This is a genomic window from Pseudomonas sp. S1_G07 (genome assembly GCF_054668565.1).
In genome coordinates, this window is sequence record NZ_CP162778.1 from 3,079,106 (window position 1) to 3,098,349 (window position 19,244).

Consider the following 19,244-nt stretch of genomic DNA (forward strand, 5'->3'; position numbering starts at 1 on the left):
CTTGTGGCGAGCTTGCTCGCGTCGGGCTGCGCAGCAGCCCCAAAACTGACACCGTCGAGCTACCTGAAACACCGCATCGTCCGGACTGGGGTAGCCTGACCCTTCGACAAGCATGTCGGTTGCTCGTCGTACTAACTTGGCCGTTGTAATATTTATGCTGTGATTTTTGAGGGTTATTAGCTTAGTTGTTGGTTTTGTTTTCAATTTGGCTAAAAACTAAACAGATATGTTTTAGCCACGATATTCCATCGCTCCATTCGTGAGGGTAATAGTAGTTGCAGCCTATGTCATAAAATAAAAAAGCTTGAAGATCTTTTTCGGGTTTTTCTAGTGATATCAAAGTTTTAAGTTCCTGCTTAACTTTGGCTATGGTTTCCGTCGATGTTTCAGATATGAAGCTCTTAATTACTTCGTCTGCATTTTTGTGTTCGTCAACCCAGTCTTGATGAAAATAGCCAGCTAGAAATTGCTGTAATTCAGGAAGTTGTTTTTTCATGGGTTTGGGTATCCAGTATGAATTCTATAGCCGTGTGGCATTTCTTTGTCTTTTCGAATAATAAGGTAAATTTCTTTTCCTGGGACCGTCGTCTGAGACCCCCTTTTCAGGCTTACACCTACAGGCTCCTGAGTTGTTTGAGTAATTACAATTTGATTATCCTTTCCTTTAAGAAATTTATTTATTTTAGCTTTGTTTTCGTTAAGGACTTTTGAAATTACCGACTCGGCTGTCGCACGATCAGGGAAAGTAGAGGCGGTAGGAACGTGAGGTTCTTGCTTCAAACGTTCAGCGAGTTGCTCGTCGGTTCTGCCAACATGCTTTTTGATTAGGTGCCCACCAGCAGATTCATGTGTGTATAAGCCTCCGCCAGGAACTATTACGCTATACGGACCTTCAGGGCAGTTACTGGGCTTACAGCTCAAGCCTAACGGATCCACCCACCCCGTCGGATTGGGCACGTACTGGTAGGCGTTGATCCCACCCGCCAGCTTCACCGGATCAGGCGTGAGGTAACGACCAACATCCGGATTGTAGTAGCGATGGCGGTTGTAGTGCAGCCCACTTTCCGGGTCGAAGTATTGGCCTTGGAAGCGCAGCGGGTTGTCGACTTTTCCGACGTCGAGGCGGCTGATCTGGCCGTAGGCGCGGTAGTGCGCGGACCAGACGATTTCGCCGTCGGGGGTGGTCAGTTCCTGCGGCGTGCCGAGGTGGTCGAGTTGGTAGTGATAGGGTTTTGTTTCTTGTGGGCCGAAGCCTTCCAACAGTGCCAACGGGCGGAAGCTGTCGGGTTCGTAGAGGTAACTGCGGTGGCGATCCGCATGGTGTTCGGCGATGAGTTTGTCGCCTTGCCAGAAAAACTCCGTCGTTATGCCATCTACGGTTTTGCTGATGCGCCGTCCAAATGGATCGTAGCGGTAGCTGGCGGTTTGGCCGTTGGGTTGGGTAATACCGATCAGGCGGTGTTGGCAGTCGTAGCGGTATTCGGTGACGAGTTGATGGCCTTTGCCACGCCGTTCGCGGATCAGGTTGCCGAAGGCGTCGTAGTCGTAATGTCGGTCGCCCTGGATCATCAGGCGGTTGCCGGCGACGATGTCGGGGCCGGGGCGGTCTTGCATGAGCAGGGTGCCGGCGGGGGTGTGGCCGAAGCGTTCCTGCAGGTCTTGGGAGTGGTCGGCGCGGGTAAGGCGGCCTAAGGGGTCGTAGTGGTAGCGGTGTTCGCCTTTGCGGGTGTCGTGGAGGCGGGTGAGGTTGCCGGTTTTGTCGTAGTCGTAGTGACGTTGGTAGAGGTGGTTTTCCTGCTGGGTGATGGTGTGGGCGTGCAGGCGCTGCTGATCGTCGTAGTGGTAATGGCTGAGGAGTTGGCCTTGTTGGCGTTGGTGTTCCTGGCCTGATTTGAATAGGTGCGATGTGAGTGTTTCCCCATTCAACTCAACAGTGGCGAGCTCGCCGCCTTTGTCGTGGTTGAAGCTGAGGCGGTTGTTGTCCGGCAGGCGCAGGTGTTTGAGTTGACCGCAGGCGTCATAGCCATAACGCAAGGTGCCCCAGCCCTGATGTTCGGCGGTGAGACGGTTTTGGCTGTCGTACTCGTAGGCCAACGCCCAGTGGCCGTCGTTGACGCTGAGGAGATTGCCCTGGCGGTCGTAGGTGTAATCAACCTTGCTGCCGTCTGGCAGGGTTTTTCGTACGAGGCGGCCGGCATGGTCGCGTTCGTAGCGGGTGATTAGCTGACGGCCATCGTCGCCGTGTTCGGTCTTTTCCTGCAGGTTGCCGTTGAGGTCATAGACGTAGGCGGTGCGCTGGCCGTCGAAGCCGACTTCCTGCTGGATCAGGCCGTTGGCGTGGTAGTCCAGGCGGTAGGTTTCGCCGACTTCGTTTTCGATTTCGGTCAGCAGCAGTCGAGCGTTGTCGTAGCGGTAGTTGACCTGGGTGCCGTCAGCGTTGATGCGGCGGCTGATCAGGTGCAGGCCGTCGGCGTATTCGTAGCGGGTGACGTGGCCGAGTTCGTCGCGTTCGGCGGTGATTTTGCCGTAGGGGTTGTAGGTGTATTCGCGGGTTGCACCGCCGGGCATTACGACACGAACTAACCGGCTGACACTGTCCCATTGATACTGGGTCAGCGCACCGTGTTCATCCTCGCGGGCAATCTGCCTTCCCAGGTCGTCATAGCGATAGCGCGTAATAGCGCCATTCGGCAGTTGCTCCTCAATGAGCTGACCGCGCTCATTCCACGCCAGGCGGTGACAGCTGTGATCCGGATACCAAACTCCAATCAACTGCCCGTACTTGTTGTAGCTGTAGTCGGTAACCTGACCATCGGGATCGGTCTTACGCGTTACGTCGCCCTGATCGTTACGCGCATACTTCCAAACCGCCTCACCCCGACGCACCACCCGTATGAAGCCATTGTCATGTTCGTAGGACGTTGGCTCATCATCCCCCGGAAACACCGCCACCAAACGTCCGGCATCGTCGTATTGATAGGCCGTTACTGCGCCCAGCGGATCCTGCTCGACCGTCAGCCGACCTTTTTCATCGTAGGATTTGAAATGCTGAGCACCGTCCGGATCGACGCGCTGCACCAGCCGCGCCCGATCATCGTGGACATAAACCTCCTGGCTACCATCGGCGTTGTGCACCGTGACGCTGCCGTCGCCACCCCACACATACCGCGTATCCATCTGCGAAAAACTGGCCCAGTGCCGGACACACCGCGCCGCCTTGCCCGATCTTTCCCACTCCCAAAAGAAACTCGCCCCACCGGCCAGCCCACGCTCCAGAATGACGTGCTGATCGTCGTAGCGATAAACCTCGCGCTCACCTACAGCATTGGTCGCACCAACCAGTCGGCCTGCGTCGTCATAGGCGTAGGAAACGACGTTCTGCTCGGTAATCCAGGCATACTCTTCACGGCCTTCGGCCCGCTGAACCTGGTAATCCACCGCGACGATGCGACCCGCCTCATAACGCAAGCACAGCGAACGCCCCGCGCCGTTATCCAAGCGTTCAATGCGCCCCAAAAAATCCCGGGAAATCCGCAGGCGGTTGTCATACGCATCGCTGATCGAGAACAGCACACCATCGCGAAAGTGATAAAACCGCGACGCCTGGGCCAGCACCAACTCGTCCGGCGAAGTCCCCAAGTAAATCGCCGCCTCGGCCAGGCTATTGGTAATCGCCGGCCGAGCAGCGCTAGGCAGCGGAAACTCGGTCGAGCGGTTTTCATGGTCGGTCCACACCACCGAATCGCCTGAAACCATCAGCCGCTGCGCCAGCGAATGGCTCCAACCAAACCCCAATCCAACATCCAGTTCCACCGCACTGGTGCGATACAACCGCGTCCACTCAAACGGCAAGATCCCGTCCAGCGTGCCGTCGGTGAGGGTCAGCAGTTCCTCGCCGGTGACCATCGACACCGGGCAGCCATTAGTAACGGTTTTTTCCGAGGAGGCCGCCGCATCCCCGTTCGGGTTCTTCCCCGAAACAGGCGCATCGTCAACAGCCTCCTGCCGAACCAACACTGTCCGCTGCGACTTGTTACGAACCGCCGGCACCGGGTTGGAAACCACATGCTCCCCAGCCTTTAATCGCGCATCCGGCACCGTGCTGATTGCAACAGCGTCACTCTTGAGCAGCACCGGTTTGAGGGCCTCGGCATGCCCATCCAAACGCGCCGTACCGAACTGTGTGGCGATCTGTTCCAGCCACTTGCGCACACGAAGAGACTTGATACCGCCGAGTACTTTTGTGCTGATGCGCACCACCACGCCCATACCACCGGTTGCGAGCCCCAGGAGCACATTGATCAGCACTTCGACGCTGATCTCTCCCAGCATTTCGTTCATATACGGGGGCGGCAGCAGGCGCATCCAACTGACCAACGCCGCCAGGTGGATAAACAGCAAAGGCTCATCGCTGAGCACCAACAAACCCTTGGCGAGGGTTTCGGCGCTTAACGCCAGTAACTGTTCAAACTCGGTCTGGGAGAGATAGTGCAGCAGTTGTTCGGCATGGGTCAGCGGGGCTGAAAGCCACTGGTACAGCTGCTTGAGGTTGTCCCAGAGGGCATACAATGCCTCACCAAACCCACGGGCATAGGCGTGGTGCAGTGAGAGATAGCGCTTGAGGAAGTTCGCCTCGGAGTAGCCCTCCCACAGGGGGCCAAACGTGCTGCTCCATTCACTGCGCAGCCAGTTTTCCAACGGCGCAATGACTGACTGGTAGGAGGCATAGAGCGCCTTGAAATGTGTCTTGGAAACGTTGGGGTAGAAATTGACTCGGTACGGCTGGTTGCGATCACATTCCTTGACTTCAAGAATGCCGCTGGGGCCGATGGTGTGATGAATGGGATCGCCCAGTGGCCCACCGTCTGGATCGACGCGCTGGAGTACCACGGGCGTATTGCCAATGGGCACGAACCGCGCACTCTGGAACATATGCACCAAGGTCAAGGTGCCATCTGGTCGGCAGGCGGTGACGGTGCTGCTGGGGAAAAGGGAACGGTTGATGGGGGCGACGAGTGCCACCTCGTCCCCAACCTTGAACACTTGCTCGATATCCAACGCGCAAAAGCTGAAAAAACTCTCGGCCCAGGCATCGTAGTGGTTGAGGCATCCGCGGAAATCGCGGAGGACGGATTCGACGTCACGCGTCTTCGAATCCATGGCAGCGAGCACCAGAAAGCCAATGCCTTGGCTGGTCGCTGCAATCATGAGACAGCCCCTTCAACCGGGGCACACACTAAGAAAACCATCTGCAATCCCTCGCGCTGTGTGATCAGGCGAAGGACTTTGCAGAGGTTTTCAGGAGAAGGCTGTAGAGCTTAGCCGCCAGTTACGTGGGAAGTTTCAGCAGCTTTTGTCCTCTTTGCATTGTGACGATTCGACAAGGTTTCAACGCTGCGCAAACGCCAGGTTCAACCCCAGGCCCGCGAACGCTGCCGCAAAACTGCGGCGCAGCCAGTTCTGCACCCGTGGCGACTCGATCACCGCGCGGCGAAACACATTGGCCAGCAAGCCATACAGCACAAACACGGCAAACGTCATTGCCATGAACACACTGCTCAGTACCAGCATTTGCAGGGCCGGCGCGCTGGTGCCTGGTGTGACGAACTGCGGCAGGAAGGCCAGGAAGAAAAGGCTCAGTTTGGGGTTGAGAATGTTCAGCAGGACGCCACGGATCATCAGGCTGCGCGCGCTGGAGGCCACCGGTGCGTCATGCATGGCAAAGGCCGAGCGATCCCGCCAAGTAGCGTACGCCAGGTACAGCAGGTAGGCGGCGCCGGCGAATTTCAGCGCTTCGAACGCCAGGGCGCTGGTGTGCAAGAGGGCCGAAAGGCCGAGGGTCGAGGCCAGCAGGTGAGGGATAATTCCGGCGGTGCAACCCAGCGCGGCCCACACGCTGGCGCGCCTGCCGGCGGTAACGCCCGTGGAAATGGTGTAGATCACGCCGGTGCCGGGTATCAGCACGACGATCAGGCAGGTGATGAGGAAGTTCAGGCTGAGCATGGCATTCAAACTCCTTGTACGAATGGGGGATGAAAGATCCTGTCACGTTCGCCCTGTGCTGGCGAGAGGGCAGGTTGGCGAACCCGCGTTAGACTTACCGGTCCATATCGGCAACGCCCGGCCCATCGCCTTCAAGGAAGTCCAATGTCCCTACGCCGCCTGATCCTGTGCCTCGCCCCCTTGCTGGTGCTGGCCGGCTGCTCCACCTCACGCGGCCCGCAGCAGCCGGAGCGCAGCGAGGCAGAGGTAAAGGCGCAGATCGTGCGCCTGCTGCCGGCCAAGGTGGCAGACCGCGATGGTTGGGCCCAGGACATCTACACCGCCTTCGACACCCAGGAGATCTACCCCAGCACCGAAAACATCTGCGCCGTGCTGGCGGTGACCGAGCAGGAGTCCACCTTTCAGGTAGACCCGCCGGTACCGAACATGGGCAAGATCGCCCAGGACGAAATCCTGCGCCGGGCCGGCAAGGTGCATGTGCCTGCGTTCGTGGTGCGTAGCGCGCTGCAATTGAAGTCACCCACCGGCAAGTCCTACGCCGACCGCTTGAACGCTGCGCGCACCGAGAAAGACCTCAGCGGCATCTTCGATGACTTCATCAGCATGGTGCCGCTGGGCAACACTCTGTTTGGCGGTTTCAACCCGGTGCATACCGCCGGGCCCATGCAGGTCAGTATCGACTTTGCGCAGAAACAGGCGCGCGGTTATCCCTACACGGTGGACGGCACGATTCGTCGCGAAGTTTTCACCCGGCGGGGTGGCATGTACTTCGGCATCGCCCACTTGCTCGGTTACCCGGTGAACTACGACCAGCCGCTGTACCGCTTCGCCGACTTCAATGCCGGTTGGTACGCCAGCCGCAATGCCGCGTTCCAGGCGGCTGTCAGCCGCGCTTCGGGCACCGAGCTGGCGTTGGATGGAGACCTGATTCGCTATGGCTCATTAATGCCCGGCACTACCGAGTTGGCGGTGCGTTCCCTGGGCACCAAGCTGGATATGCGCAACCCCAGCATCCGCAGCCAGCTGGAACAGGGCGAGCAGTTGGATTTTGAGGACACCACCCTCTACAAACGCGTGTTTGCTCTGGCTGACAAGGCGAACGGTCAGCCAATGCCGCGGGCGATCCTGCCGGGCATTGTGCTCAAGAGCCCGAAGATCACCCGCAACCTCACTACCGCATGGTTTGCCAAGCGGGTGGATGAGCGTTATCAGCGCTGCATGAAGCGCTGATGATGTCCTTGGCAGTGCGCATGGTCGGGGAGTGGATCATGGTGCGGCGGGAGCAGCACAGGGGGGTGTCAATCAGTTAAGCGCAGATCCCCTGTGGGAGCGGCGGTGCGACGACTCGACTTGCTCGCGAAAGTGGTGGGGCAGGTGGCATAGGGGTCTACTGATCCACCGCCATCGCAGGCGACCGCCGATGCACTACCGTAGGAGCGAGCTTGCTCGCGAAGACCGTCAACGATAACGCGGGAAACCTGATCCCCCGCGGCGTTCTCGGGTTCTTCGCGAGCAAGCTCGCTCCTACAGAAGTTTGAAGTGCGCCACAAACACAGGGGTCGTTTGATAAGAGCTGTGTTTCATTCGATACAGCTGCGCAAAGAAAAAGCCCGGTTTTCGTGGAACCGGGCCTCTTCCGTGTTGCTCTTTGAATCAGTTGCGTTCGAGGGCGAGGGCCACGCCTTGGCCGCCACCGATGCACAGGGTCGCCAGGCCTTTCTTGGCGTCGCGCTTGATCATTTCATGCAGCAGGGTCACCAGCACGCGGCAGCCTGAGGCACCGATCGGGTGGCCGATGGCGATGGCGCCGCCGTTGACGTTGACCTTTTCAGCGTCCCACTCCAACTCCTTGGCCACCGCCAGGGATTGCGCGGCAAAAGCTTCGTTGGCTTCGATCAAGTCGAGATCGCCCAGGTTCCAGCCGGCTTTGTCCAGGCAGCGGCGGGTGGCGGACACCGGGCCGATGCCCATGATCGCCGGGTCCACACCGGCATTGGCGTAACTGGCGATACGCGCCAGTACCGGCAAGCCAAGGGACTTGGCTTTATCAGCGCTCATCAGCAGCACCGCGGCGGCACCGTCATTGAGGCTGGAAGCGTTGCCGGCGGTGACGCTGCCGTCTTTCTTGAAGGCAGGTTTGAGCTTGGCCAGGGACTCGGCAGTCGTGCCGGCGCGGGGCTGTTCATCCACGGCGAAGGCGATTGGATCGCCTTTGCGCTGGGGGATCAGGATCGGCGTGATTTCATCGACAAAACGGCCGGCTTCGATAGCGGCGCTGGCCTTTTGCTGGGAGGCGGCGGCGAATGCGTCCTGGGCTTCACGGCTGATACCGTACTTGTCCACCAGGTTCTCGGCAGTGATGCCCATATGGTAGTCGTTGAACGCATCCCACAGGCCGTCGGTGATCATGCTGTCGATCATCTTGGCGTGGCCCATGCGCAAGCCGGTGCGCGCGCCGGGCAGGACGTAGGGGGCCAGGCTCATGTTTTCCATGCCGCCGGCGATGATCACGTCGGCATCGCCGCAACGGATGGCCTGGGCACCCAGGTGCAGGGCTTTGAGGCCCGAGCCGCAGACCTTGTTCAGTGTCAGGCTCGGCACCGCGTGGGGCAGGCCGGCGAGGATCGAGGCCTGGCGCGCCGGGTTCTGGCCTGAGCCTGCTGTGAGCACCTGGCCGAGGATCACTTCATCCACCTGGGCCGGGTCCAGGCCGGTCTGCTCCAGCAGGCGACGGATCACGGCGGCGCCCAGTTCCGGGGCCGGGATACTGGCCAGCGAACCTTGAAAGCTGCCCACGGCGGTGCGGGTGGCAGCAACAATCACGACGTCTTGCATGAGATCTGTCCTCACTGGAAGTGCATTTCTGGAACGTGGTCCGGGACGATCAGTTTACCGGCGGTCTTGCTCACAATCTCTTCAATGCTGACGCCTGGTGCGCGTTCCTTGAGGACAAAAGCGCCATTTTCGATTTCCAGGTAGGCCAGGTCCGTCAGTACACGCTTGATGCAGTGGGCACCGGTCAGCGGCAGGCTGCACTGGTTGAGCAGCTTCGATTCACCGTCCTTGGACGCATGGGTCATGATCACGATGATATTTTCCGCACCGGCCACCAGGTCCATGGCGCCGCCCATGCCCTTGACCAGCTTGCCGGGGATCATCCACGAGGCGATGTTGCCGTGCACGTCCACTTCAAACGCGCCGAGTACGGTGAGGTCAACGTGGCCGCCGCGAATCATCGCGAACGACTCGGCGGAAGAGAAGATCGACGCGCCGATACGCGCGGTTACGGTCTGTTTGCCGGCGTTGATCATGTCGGCATCGATGGTGTCTTCGGTGGGAAACGGACCCATGCCCAGCAGGCCGTTTTCCGATTGCAGCATCACTTCCATGCCGTCGGGAATGTAGTTGGCCACCAGGGTTGGAATGCCGATGCCCAGGTTGACGTAGAAACCGTCCTGCATTTCGCGGGCGACGCGTTGGGCCATTTGTTCGCGGGTCAGAGCCATGGTTGTGTTCCTCTTATTCTTAGGGCTGGAGGCGGATTATTTGCGGACGGTGCGCTGTTCGATGCGCTTCTCGAAGGTGCCGCAGATGATCCGGTCGACGTAGATGCCAGGGGTATGGATCTGCGCCGGGTCCAGCTCGCCCGGTTCGACGATTTCCTCGACTTCGACCACGGTGATCTTGCCGGCGGTGGCGGCCAGGGGGTTGAAGTTCTGGGCGGTGTGGCGGTAGATGACATTGCCGAAGTGGTCGGCTTTCCAGCCTTTGACGATGGCGAAGTCGCCGGTGATGGATTCTTCCATCAGGTACGGGCGGCCGTTGAATTCACGGGTCTCCTTGCCTTCGGCGACCGGAGTGCCGACGCCGGTGGCGGTGAAGAAGGCCGGGATGCCGGCACCGCCTGCGCGCATTTTTTCCGCGAGGGTGCCTTGGGGGGTCAGTACCACTTCGATTTCGCCGCTGAGCAATTGCTTCTCGAACAGCGCGTTTTCACCGACGTAGGAGGCGATCACTTTGCGGATCTGCTTTTCTTCCAGGAGTATGCCCAGGCCGAAACCGTCGACGCCGCAGTTATTGGACACCACGGTCAGGTCACGGGTGCCTTTGCGCTTGATCTCTTTGATGAGGTTTTCCGGAATGCCGCACAGGCCAAAACCACCCGCGAGCACGGTCATACCGTCTTCCAGGCCTGCCAGCGCTTCCTCGTAGGACGCCACGCGTTTATCGAAACCTGCCATATGCACCTCTTTTATTATATGTGGGCCAGCCAATGGATTGAGTGTTGCGCTGACGGATTGATTTGTTAAGTTGTTTTTTATGGTTGATTAATTTAGAAAACAGCATAGTTGATCCCCGTTCGGAGTAGCCTCATGACCGTTAAACAGATGCGCGCCTTTCTCGCCGTGGCCCAGAGCCTGAGTTTTGCCGCTGCCTGCGAGCGTCTGCATCTCTCTCAATCGGCGCTGAGCTTGACCATCAAGGGGCTGGAAGAAGGGCTGGGTGGCCGTCTGTTCAGCCGCAACACCCGCAATGTCGCGCTGACCCCGGAAGGTGAATCGCTGTTGCCTCTGGCGCGTCGCTTGATTGCCGACTGGGACAATGCCGAGGACGAGCTGCGCCAGCGTTTCACCCTGCAACGCGGACGGGTGACGGTGGCGGCGATGCCCTCGTTTGCGGGCAACCTGTTGCCGCCGATCCTGAAGATATTCCGTGCGCGTTACCCCCAGGTGAACGTAACGGTGCATGACTTGATCAACGAGCAGGTGCTGGAGATGGTCCGTGATCGTCAGGTAGAACTGGGCGTGGCGTTTGAGCCGTCGCCAGGTTCGTCGCTGGCGTTCACGCCGCTGTACCTGGACCGCTTCATTGCCGTGGTGCCGGGCGATTCACCTCTGGCACAGTGTGCCGAAATCGACTGGCACACCTTGCTGGAACACCCCTTCATTACCTTGCAGCGGCCGTCGACGGTGCGGGTCATGCTGGAAGAGCACCTGGGCGCCTTGCAGATGAAGTTGCCCGTGGCGCTGGAAAGCCACCAGTTGGCGACGGTGGGCAAGATGGTTGCCTGCGGCCTGGGCGTCAGTGCGGTGCCTGCATTGTGCGCGCAGCAGATGGAGGAAGCGGGTGCGCACTGCATCACCTTGACCAGCCCGGTGATCGAACGGCCGATTGGCGTATTGACCAAACCCGGACATGAACTGTCGGCGGCGGCGCAGGTGTTGTTTGATATCTTTCGGGATGAAGCGGGGAAGAGCCGGTTTCCAACTTTTTAAAAGGGCGACAAGTAAAAAGGGAGCTGGCTGGCCAGCTCCCTTACTGAGTCGAGTTGTACTTAGTAGTAACGGTCGATCACTTTAACTTGCGAGTTGTCTTTAAAAGACTCCCAGGCTTTGTTAAGCGTGTCGAACACTTGCTCGATAAAGTTACGATCGGCTGCGGCTTTTTTGCCGACATAACCCTGGCCACGGCGGTACATCCTCAGGCGCGCCGCCAGTTCACGGTTATTGCGGTCGAACTCGGCTTCTTCGGTGTGGGGCGCCAGGCAGTCAATTTGCACTTCGCCCGATTTGCCAATCCACAGGATATGGTCGTCGAGTGTGTCTTTCTGCGCTGCGAACATCTCAGCCAATTCATCGATAGTTGGTTGGTTGTTCAGATTCATGTGTAAGCCCCTTGACCAGTTGGCGATCTATCAGTTGATTCCGTTAAAACTGCTTAGTTGTCTCCGGTTTAAAAAACCGGGCGTCAGTGACGGTCTGCCGAATACGGGCAGGGTCTTGAACCTGATGCATGTAGTTTTGCTGATGAACTGCTACGCAATGGTTTCATAACGAAGACAAGCAGCGTTTGAGCTCCTTGTACCTATCCCTTTCGGGGCAGGTCAGCTTCATCAATCTGCCTTGTGGGCAGTGCACATCCGGAAAAAACAGCTCGGCGGTCAGACGAGCGATTTCAAAACGCGTGTTACCAACGTTCCCGATCCGGGAGACGTCTAGATCATGCAAGGACAAAAAGGTTACGTCAACGGTTATGTAGTGATTATTTTTGCTCACTACATAAATCGTTGTAGCGACGGGGGAATGCGCAGGAACGTGACTTGGGCGTCATTTTCTGGAGCGCTGGGTCGCTGAGGCTGGATGCTCGGTTCACCACCAAACCCCTGTGGGAGCTGGCTTGCTATCCCAGGCGCTCAGCCAGCAATGGCAACAAATGCTCGCACGATGCCTCGATCTTCACCTGCAACAGCTCATCCCCACGGGTCTTGCCCAGGTTGATGGCAATCACCGGCTTGCCTTGCTCGACCATTGCCTTGCACAGGCGGAACGCCGAATAGGCCATCAGCGATGAGCCGATCACCAGCAACCCTTCGGCGTGCTCCACCGCAGCCATTGCCTTGGCCGCGGTGGCTTGTGCCACGTTTTCACCAAAAAACACGACATCCGGTTTCAACCGCTGGCCGTTGCAATGGGGACAGCGGGGAACCTGGAAGCGTTCCTCAAAGGCGGGATCAAGCAAGGTGTCGCCATCGGGCGCCTGCACCGCATCGACGCCCGCCAGGTATGGGTTTTCGCTCTCCATCAGCCGTTGAATCACATCGCGTTCGCTGCGTTGCAGGCAGTCCAGGCACAGCACCCGGTGCAGGCTGCCGTGCAGTTCAATCACATCGTGGCTGCCCGCCTGATCATGCAGGGTGTCGACGTTTTGCGTGATCAGGCCGCTGATGCACTGGCGTTGCTGCAAGGCTGCCAGCGCACGGTGAGCGTTATTCGGTTGGGCGATGCGTACGCGCGGCCAACCCAGCATCGCCCGTGCCCAATAACGGCGCCGGGCTTGGGCGGTGGCGAGGAACTCCTGGTACATCATCGGCGCCTTGCCCCGGCGCACGCCTTCGCTGTCGCGGTAATCCGGGATTCCCGACGAGGTGCTGATCCCGGCACCGGTCAACACCAGAAAACGCCGTGCGGCCATGGCCCGGTGCAGGGTGTCGAGGTGGTCTTCCTGATGTTCCAGGGTATCGAGCATGGGGTTGCCTATTCGCCGCGGATGTACTGCTCCAGCTGCTTGATCAGGTCCGCCTGTTCTGCAATGGCTTCCTTGACCAGGTCACCGATGGAGAGCAGGCCAAGCAGTTTTCCGCCTTCGACCACCGGCAAGTGGCGCAGGTGACTGTTGGTCATGATGTTCATGCATTCTTCGACGCTTTTGCGGGTGTCAACGGTTCTCACCGGCGAACTCATCACCTGATGAACCTTGGTGGTGACCGACGACAGCCCCTTGAGCATGATTTTTCGTGCGTAGTCGCGTTCGCTGATGATGCCCACCACCTTGCCTTTCTTAAGGACTGGCAAGGCACCGACGTTTTTCTCTGACATCCGTACCAGCGCTTCGAACACGGTGTGATCCCATTGGACGGTGTGGACGTCCTGGTTTTTCGGGTCCTTGGCTTTCAGCAGTTGTGCGATGGTCTTCATGGTGGCCACTCCGGGGCGTGTTGTTATTGGAAAGTCAGCGTCCCCTACAGAATCCTAGACGGACCACGTCGGAGCAAGGTCCAATGCGGCGTCAAACCCGTCGAAAAACGTCATTCGCCGGCTTTTTTCGCCTTTCATCCGGCATTTTTCGGTTTTTGTGCCCGTTTCAGGCTGGCCGCCGTTTTGCGAGGCGCTGCCTTGCGCTTCTTTTTCCAGGGTGTGGCGCCTTTGCCCGCCGGGCTGGCCGGGCCGCTGATGGTCATGCGCAAGCCGTTGCAGCGGGCCACCTGCTTGCTCATCCAGGCGGCCTGCTTGGCGACGAATTCCTCCAGGCTCATCTCACCGTTTTGCACCATGTCCAGCGCCTGTTCCCAGATGGCGGTGGTGCCGGGGTCGGCGATGGCGCGGGGCACCGCGTCGATCAGGCTGAACGCCGCCGGGGTTGCCGACAGCGCCTTGCCGTTCTTCATCAGGTAACCACGGTCGAGCAGGCCCTGGATGATTCCGGCACGGGTCGCTTCGGTGCCGATGCCGGTGGTGTCCTTGAGTTTCTGCTTGAGCAGTGGGTCTTCCACCAGTTTGGCGACGTTTTTCATCGCCTTGATCAGGTCGCCTTCGGTAAAGGGCTTGGGCGGTTGGGTCCAGAGGTCCTTGAGATTGACCTTGGCCACCGCATAGTCCTGGCCCTGGACCAACGTCGGCAAGGCCTGTGGCGCAGAAACCTCACGGCCCTTGGTGGGCGCCAGTGCTTCGGGCAGGGCGCGTTTCCAGCCCGGTTCGATCACCACTTTGCCCACTGCGCGCAACACAAAGCCTGCACAGTCGAAATCCGCCTGGGTACGATCGTATTCATGGTTGGGCAGAAATTGCGCCAGGTAGCGCGCGCGAATCAAGGTGTAGACCGCCCGATGTTTGCCTGTAAGTTGGCCGACATCCTTGCCCGCCCCGGTGGGGATGATGCCGTGGTGGGCGCTGACCTTGGCGTCGTTCCAGGCCCGCGAGCGGCGCTGGGGATCGATATGCGGCATCAGTTCGCTGACTGCCGTATCGGCACGGCCCAGCGCGGCAAGAATCGTTGGCGCCTCGCTGTGCTGGCTCACGGGCAGGTAGCCGCAGTCACTGCGCGGGTAGGTGATGACTTTGTGGGTTTCGTAGAGTGACTGGGCGATATCCAGGGTTTCCTGGGCGCCGAGGCCGAGTTTCCTGGAGCAGATTTCCTGCAGGGTGCCGAGGTCGAAGGGCAGGGGCGCCACTTCACGCAGGCGCTCGGTGCGCAGGTTTACCAGGCGCGCGCTGGCGGCGTTGCTCATCGCGTCGGCTGCGTCACGGGCAAGTTGCGGGTTGAGGCAGCGGCCCTGATCGTCGCAGGCATCCTCGGCGGCGCGCCACTGGGCGGTGAAGGTCATGCGCTCGTGGTGCAAATCCACATCGATGGCCCAGTACGCCACCGGCACGAAATCGGCAATGCTGCGATCGCGATCCACCACCAGGCGCAAGGTCGGCGTTTGCACCCGGCCCACTGGCAACACGCCTTGATAACCGGACTGCCGCCCAAGCAGGGTAAACAGGCGGCTCATGTTCATGCCGATCAGCCAATCGGCGCGGGAGCGGCCCAGGGCCGAGTGATACAGGCTGAACGTCTCCGCGCCGGGCTTGAGTGCGGCCAGGGCCTTGCGAATCGAGGCATCGTCCAGCGCCGACAGCCACAAGCGCTGGATCGGCCCGCGATAGCGGCAATGCTCCACCAGCTCGCGGGCGATCATCTCGCCCTCGCGGTCGGCGTCGGTGGCGATCACCAGTTCCTGGGTTTCTCCCAGCAGGCGCTTGACCGCCTTGAACTGGCTGGCTGTCTTGGGCTTGACCAGCATTTTCCATTTATCGGGAATGATCGGCAGGTCGGCCAGTACCCAGCGTTTGTACTTGGCGTCGTAGGCATCGGGCGGAGCGGTTTCCAGCAGGTGGCCGATGCACCAGGTGACGGTGACCCCATTGCCCAGCCAGCACCCATCGCCGCGACGACTGGCGCCGAGCACGGCCGCGATGTCCTTGGCCTGGGAGGGTTTTTCACAGAGGTACAGCCGCATGGTCATCACATCAGATCGGGTTGATGCTGTGCAGGATGCTCAGTCAACGTTGATTCGGCAACCATTATCTGTATGGATGTACAGCTTGAAGTTTCAAGCTGCAAGCTTCAAGAAAGAGCCGATTGGCTTTTACTTGCCGCTTGCAGCTTGCCCCTTGAAGCTTATTCAGTTGTTATCGATATCCACATGCCGCGTTTCTTTGAGGCAAAACAACCCCACGATCAGGCTCACCCCGGTAATTACCACCGGGTACCACAGGCCGTAGAAGATGTCCCCGGTGTACACCACCAGCGCAAACGACACGGTGGGCAGGAACCCGCCAAACCAGCCATTACCGATGTGGTAGGGCAGCGACATCGAGGTGTAGCGGATACGCGTCGGGAACAGTTCCACCATCAACGCCGCCAGCGGGCCGTAGCACATGGCCGCGATGAGGATCAGCGCCACGATCAGCACCACCACCATCACCTGGTTGACCTGGGCGATATCCGCTGAAGCCGGGTAACCGGCCAGGGTCACGGCGCCACGCAGGGCTGCTTCGTCAAAGCCGTCGATACGCACTTCGCCGACGCTCACCTGCACCGGGCTGCCGGCTGGCGCGGCGACGCTGCTGTAGGGCAGGCCTTGCTTGACCAGGAATGTCTTGACCTTGTCGCAGGGGCTGTCAAAACGCGCCTTGCCCACCGGGTCGAACTGGAAGGTGCAGGTGGCCGGGTCGGCCAGCACGCTGATCGGCGCCTGCTGGCTGGCCTGGTCCATCGCCGGGTTGGTGTAGTGCGCCAGGCTCTTGAAGATCGGGAAATACAACACCGTCGCCAGCAGCAGCCCGAGCATCAGCACCGGCTTGCGCCCGACCTTGTCCGACAGCCAGCCAAAGAAGATAAAGAACGGCGCGCCAATCACCACGCTGATGATCAGCAGCATATTGGCCAGGGCCGGGTCCATCTTCAGGAACTGGGTGAGAAAGAACAGTACATAGAACTGCGCTGCATAGAAGGTCACTGCCTGCCCGCCGTTAATGCTGAACAGGGCAATCAGCACCACCTTGAGGTTTTCCCACTTGCCGAAGGACTCGCGGATCGGCGCCTTGCTGGCCTTGCCTTCCTCTTTCATTTTCAGGAAGGCCGGCGACTCGTGCAGGCTCATGCGGATCCAGGTGGAAATGCCCAGCAGCACGATGGAGAACAGGAACGGAATACGCCAGCCCCACACGTCGAACTGGTCACCGGTGAAGTAACGGCAGGCCAGCACCACCAGCAGCGAGAGCAGCAGGCCAAGGGTGGCGGTGGATTGAATCCAACTGGTGTGCAAGCCGCGTTTGCCGACCGGTGCATGTTCGGCCACATAGGTGGCCGCGCCACCGTATTCACCGCCCAGCGCCAGGCCTTGCAGCATGCGCAGCACAATCAGGATGATCGGTGCCGCAATGCCGATGCTGGCGTAGGTCGGCAGCAGCCCGACGCAGAAAGTCGCCACGCCCATCAGGATGATGGTCACCAGGAACGTGTATTTACGCCCGATCATGTCGCCCAGGCGTCCGAACACCAGCGCTCCGAAGGGACGCACCACAAAGCCCGCCGCAAAGGCCATCAAGGCAAAGATAAACGCCGTGGTGTCGTTGACCCCGGCAAAGAACTGTTTGCTGATTACCGCCGCCAGGGCGCCGTAGAGGAAAAAGTCATACCACTCGAACACCGTCCCCAGGGACGAGGCGAAGATGACTTTTCTTGATTCGTTGCTGGTGCTCGCGGTAACTGCCGAGCCCAGGGGTTGAGCATGGTCTGACATCGGGTAGCCCTCACAGTGATTATTTATTGTTGTTCCACTGTCGGCGCCAATCTCGGCGCCGGTCTGTTTTCCGTTCCTCTGTAGGAGCGAGCGTGCTCGCGAAAATCGTCAACGATTACGCGGGAAAGCTGGATGAGCGCGGCGCCGTTGCGTTTTTCTCGAGCACGCTCGCTCCTGCAGTGTTCGGCGAAAGGATCAGTTGCGCGGCCTTTTCCGCGATCATCAAGGTCGGTGAGCAGGTATTGCCGGAGGTGATGCGCGGCATGATCGACGCGTCGGCAATGCGCAGGCCAGGTATGCCATGCACCCGCAGTTGCGCATCGACCACGGCGTCCTTGTCGCTGCCCATGCGGCAGGTGCCCACCGGGTGGAAGATCGTCGTGCCGATACGCGCGGCGGCTTCGTGCAGTTGTTCTTCGCTTTGCAGCGCGTCGCCGGGCAGGTATTCCACTGGCTTGAACTGGCTCAGGGCCGGTGCGGCGACGATGCGTCGGGTCAGGCGAATCGCATCGGCGGCTACGCGCAGGTCCTCCGGGTGGCTGAGGTAGTTGGGCCGGATCAGCGGCGCATCCGCCGGGTTGGCCGAGCGGATATCGATACGGCCACGGCTTTGCGGGCGCAGGTCGCACACCGAGGCGGTAAACGCCGGGAACGCATGCAATGGTTCGCCAAAGCGCTCCAGGGACAGCGGCTGCACATGGTATTGAAGGTTGGCCGAGGCCTGTTCCGGGCCGGAGCGGGCAAAGGCGCCGAGCTGGCTGGGCGCCATCGACAACGGGCCGCTGCGGTCATACAAGTAGCGCAGGCCCATGCCCATCTTGCCCCACACCGTGCCGGCGATCTGGTTCAGGGTGCGGGCGTTTTCCAGTTTGTAGATCAGGCGCAATTGCAGGTGGTCCTGCAGGTTGCCGCCGACGCCGGGCAGTTCGTGCAACACATTGATGCCCAGCGGCTTGAGTACGCTTGCGGGGCCGATGCCCGAACGTTGCAGAATGCCGGGGGAGCCGACGGAGCCGGCGCACAGCACAATCTCCTGGCGTGCCTTCCAATAGACCTGCTGGCCGTGCTGGCGCCCGACCACCACCGAGGCCCGGCCGTTTTCCAGGACCACCCGGTCCACCTCCACCTCCGTCAGCACGGTGAGATTGGGCCGCTGGCGGATCGGCTTGAGAAACGCCTTGGCCGCGTTCCAGCGCACACCGGCCTTCTGGTTGACCTGGAAGTAACCGCAGCCTTCGTTATCGCCCTGATTGAAGTCCCCGGTCGGCGCGATACCACTTTGCGCCGCCGCGTCACGGAAGGCATCCAGGATCGGCCAGTGCAGGCGCTGTTGCTCGACCCGCCATTCACCGCCATCACTGTGAAACTCCGAGCTGCCGGCAAAGTGGTTTTCGCTCTGTTTGAACAGCGCCAGTACGTCCTTCCAGGCCCAGCCGGGGTTGCCTTCAGCGGCCCAGCCGTCGTAGTCCTGGGCCTGGCCGCGCATGTAGATCATGCCGTTGATGGACGAGCAGCCGCCCAGCACTTTGCCTCGCGGATAACTCAGGGCACGGCCTTGCAGGCCTTCCTGGGCTTGGGTCTTGAAACACCAGTCGGTGCGCGGGTTGCCGATGCAGAACAGGTAGCCGACGGGTATGTGGATCCAGGGGTAGTTGTCGCGGCCACCGGCTTCGAGCAGCAGCACGCGGTGGGCGGGGTTGGCGGACAGCCGATTGGCCAGCAGGCAGCCGGCGGGGCCGGCGCCTACTATCACGTAATCGTATTGCGCAGCTGCAATGGGCATCTGAGGCCTCGCTTGTTTTTCTTATTGGCTCCATCCTAGTTGTTAGTTTTCGTCTTAAAAATGTTAGTTTTTACCCAGCTGCTGTGCGTTTTTAAACAGCGCGGCCCTGGC

Annotated in this window: 14 protein-coding genes; 2 read left to right on the top strand and 12 right to left on the bottom strand. The window is 59.9% G+C overall.

Translation table 11 applies throughout. The features are described 5' to 3' along the window. Nucleotides 1–181: 181 nt before the first annotated feature. From AB4O05_RS14285 to AB4O05_RS14295, 3 genes are all read right to left on the bottom strand, one after another. Complete coding sequence (locus tag AB4O05_RS14285) at nt 182–496, bottom strand: contact-dependent growth inhibition system immunity protein (RefSeq protein WP_460136953.1); 315 nt, start codon at nt 494–496, stop codon at nt 182–184. Then, nucleotides 493–5,208 (bottom strand): RNase A-like domain-containing protein, encoded by a 4,716-nt coding sequence (locus AB4O05_RS14290; RefSeq protein WP_460136952.1) that lies wholly within the window; start codon nt 5,206–5,208, stop codon nt 493–495. Before AB4O05_RS14290 ends, AB4O05_RS14285 begins: the two co-directional genes overlap by 4 nt. 180 nt (nt 5,209–5,388) lie before the next feature. Then, nucleotides 5,389–6,003, bottom strand: a complete 615-nt coding sequence (locus tag AB4O05_RS14295; RefSeq protein ID WP_460136951.1) for a LysE family translocator — start codon at nt 6,001–6,003, stop codon at nt 5,389–5,391. A 144-nt stretch (nt 6,004–6,147) separates the two neighbouring features. On the opposite strand from AB4O05_RS14295, the gene AB4O05_RS14300 reads away from it, so the two are divergent. Continuing rightward, complete coding sequence (locus AB4O05_RS14300) at nt 6,148–7,233, top strand: DUF1615 domain-containing protein (protein WP_460136950.1); 1,086 nt, start codon at nt 6,148–6,150, stop codon at nt 7,231–7,233. A 423-nt stretch (nt 7,234–7,656) separates the two neighbouring features. Here AB4O05_RS14300 and AB4O05_RS14305 read toward each other — a convergent pair whose 3' ends face one another. From AB4O05_RS14305 to AB4O05_RS14315, 3 genes are read right to left on the bottom strand one after another with little or no spacing between them, the layout of a single operon-like run. Then, nucleotides 7,657–8,838 carry an acetyl-CoA C-acetyltransferase gene (locus tag AB4O05_RS14305; RefSeq protein ID WP_460136949.1) on the bottom strand — a complete coding sequence of 394 codons (1,182 nt, stop codon included), beginning with the start codon at nt 8,836–8,838 and terminating at the stop codon, nt 7,657–7,659. An 11-nt stretch (nt 8,839–8,849) separates the two neighbouring features. Further along, nucleotides 8,850–9,509: a CoA transferase subunit B gene (locus tag AB4O05_RS14310; protein ID WP_460136948.1), complete on the bottom strand. Its 660-nt coding sequence runs from the start codon at nt 9,507–9,509 to the stop codon at nt 8,850–8,852. Nucleotides 9,510–9,545: 36 nt separating this feature from the next. Beyond that, nucleotides 9,546–10,244 carry a CoA transferase subunit A gene (locus tag AB4O05_RS14315; protein ID WP_460136947.1) on the bottom strand — a complete coding sequence of 233 codons (699 nt, stop codon included), beginning with the start codon at nt 10,242–10,244 and terminating at the stop codon, nt 9,546–9,548. A gap of 132 nt (nt 10,245–10,376) precedes the next feature. Here AB4O05_RS14315 and AB4O05_RS14320 point away from each other — a divergent pair, with 132 nt between their 5' ends. Beyond that, on the top strand, nt 10,377–11,279 hold the full coding sequence (locus AB4O05_RS14320) for a LysR family transcriptional regulator (RefSeq protein WP_460136946.1): 903 nt from the start codon (nt 10,377–10,379) through the stop codon (nt 11,277–11,279). Nucleotides 11,280–11,338: 59 nt separating this feature from the next. On the opposite strand, the gene AB4O05_RS14325 is transcribed toward AB4O05_RS14320, so the two are convergent. From AB4O05_RS14325 to AB4O05_RS14350, 6 genes are all read right to left on the bottom strand, one after another. Then, complete coding sequence (locus AB4O05_RS14325; RefSeq protein ID WP_460136945.1) at nt 11,339–11,668, bottom strand: hypothetical protein; 330 nt, start codon at nt 11,666–11,668, stop codon at nt 11,339–11,341. 515 nt (nt 11,669–12,183) lie between these two features. Further along, nucleotides 12,184–13,029, bottom strand: coding sequence for an NAD-dependent protein deacetylase (locus AB4O05_RS14330; protein ID WP_460136944.1), 846 nt, complete (start codon nt 13,027–13,029; stop codon nt 12,184–12,186). 8 nt (nt 13,030–13,037) lie between these two features. Next, nucleotides 13,038–13,478 (bottom strand): CBS domain-containing protein, encoded by a 441-nt coding sequence (locus AB4O05_RS14335; protein WP_460136943.1) that lies wholly within the window; start codon nt 13,476–13,478, stop codon nt 13,038–13,040. 134 nt (nt 13,479–13,612) lie between these two features. Continuing rightward, nucleotides 13,613–15,562: a DNA topoisomerase III gene (locus AB4O05_RS14340; protein ID WP_460136942.1), complete on the bottom strand. Its 1,950-nt coding sequence runs from the start codon at nt 15,560–15,562 to the stop codon at nt 13,613–13,615. A gap of 165 nt (nt 15,563–15,727) precedes the next feature. Then, complete coding sequence (locus tag AB4O05_RS14345; RefSeq protein ID WP_460136941.1) at nt 15,728–17,350, bottom strand: MFS transporter; 1,623 nt, start codon at nt 17,348–17,350, stop codon at nt 15,728–15,730. Between the two features lie 115 nt (nt 17,351–17,465). Further along, on the bottom strand, nt 17,466–19,133 hold the full coding sequence (locus AB4O05_RS14350; protein WP_460136940.1) for a GMC family oxidoreductase: 1,668 nt from the start codon (nt 19,131–19,133) through the stop codon (nt 17,466–17,468). Nucleotides 19,134–19,244: the final 111 nt, after the last annotated feature.

Bases quoted from the DNA above. Each gene is read 5' to 3' on its own strand.
- AB4O05_RS14310 (WP_460136948.1), bottom strand. From the start codon at position 9,509: ATGGCTCTGACCCGCGAACAAATGGCCCAACGCGTCGCCCGCGAAATG.
- AB4O05_RS14315 (WP_460136947.1), bottom strand. From the start codon at position 10,244: ATGGCAGGTTTCGATAAACGCGTGGCGTCCTACGAGGAAGCGCTGGCA.
- AB4O05_RS14295 (WP_460136951.1), bottom strand. From the start codon at position 6,003: ATGCTCAGCCTGAACTTCCTCATCACCTGCCTGATCGTCGTGCTGATA.
- AB4O05_RS14350 (WP_460136940.1), bottom strand. From the start codon at position 19,133: ATGCCCATTGCAGCTGCGCAATACGATTACGTGATAGTAGGCGCCGGC.
- AB4O05_RS14285 (WP_460136953.1), bottom strand. From the start codon at position 496: ATGAAAAAACAACTTCCTGAATTACAGCAATTTCTAGCTGGCTATTTT.
- AB4O05_RS14340 (WP_460136942.1), bottom strand. From the start codon at position 15,562: ATGCGGCTGTACCTCTGTGAAAAACCCTCCCAGGCCAAGGACATCGCG.
- AB4O05_RS14300 (WP_460136950.1), top strand. From the start codon at position 6,148: ATGTCCCTACGCCGCCTGATCCTGTGCCTCGCCCCCTTGCTGGTGCTG.
- AB4O05_RS14320 (WP_460136946.1), top strand. From the start codon at position 10,377: ATGACCGTTAAACAGATGCGCGCCTTTCTCGCCGTGGCCCAGAGCCTG.
- AB4O05_RS14325 (WP_460136945.1), bottom strand. From the start codon at position 11,668: ATGAATCTGAACAACCAACCAACTATCGATGAATTGGCTGAGATGTTC.
- AB4O05_RS14330 (WP_460136944.1), bottom strand. From the start codon at position 13,029: ATGCTCGATACCCTGGAACATCAGGAAGACCACCTCGACACCCTGCAC.
- AB4O05_RS14335 (WP_460136943.1), bottom strand. From the start codon at position 13,478: ATGAAGACCATCGCACAACTGCTGAAAGCCAAGGACCCGAAAAACCAG.
- AB4O05_RS14345 (WP_460136941.1), bottom strand. From the start codon at position 17,350: ATGTCAGACCATGCTCAACCCCTGGGCTCGGCAGTTACCGCGAGCACC.
- AB4O05_RS14305 (WP_460136949.1), bottom strand. From the start codon at position 8,838: ATGCAAGACGTCGTGATTGTTGCTGCCACCCGCACCGCCGTGGGCAGC.
- AB4O05_RS14290 (WP_460136952.1), bottom strand. From the start codon at position 5,208: ATGATTGCAGCGACCAGCCAAGGCATTGGCTTTCTGGTGCTCGCTGCC.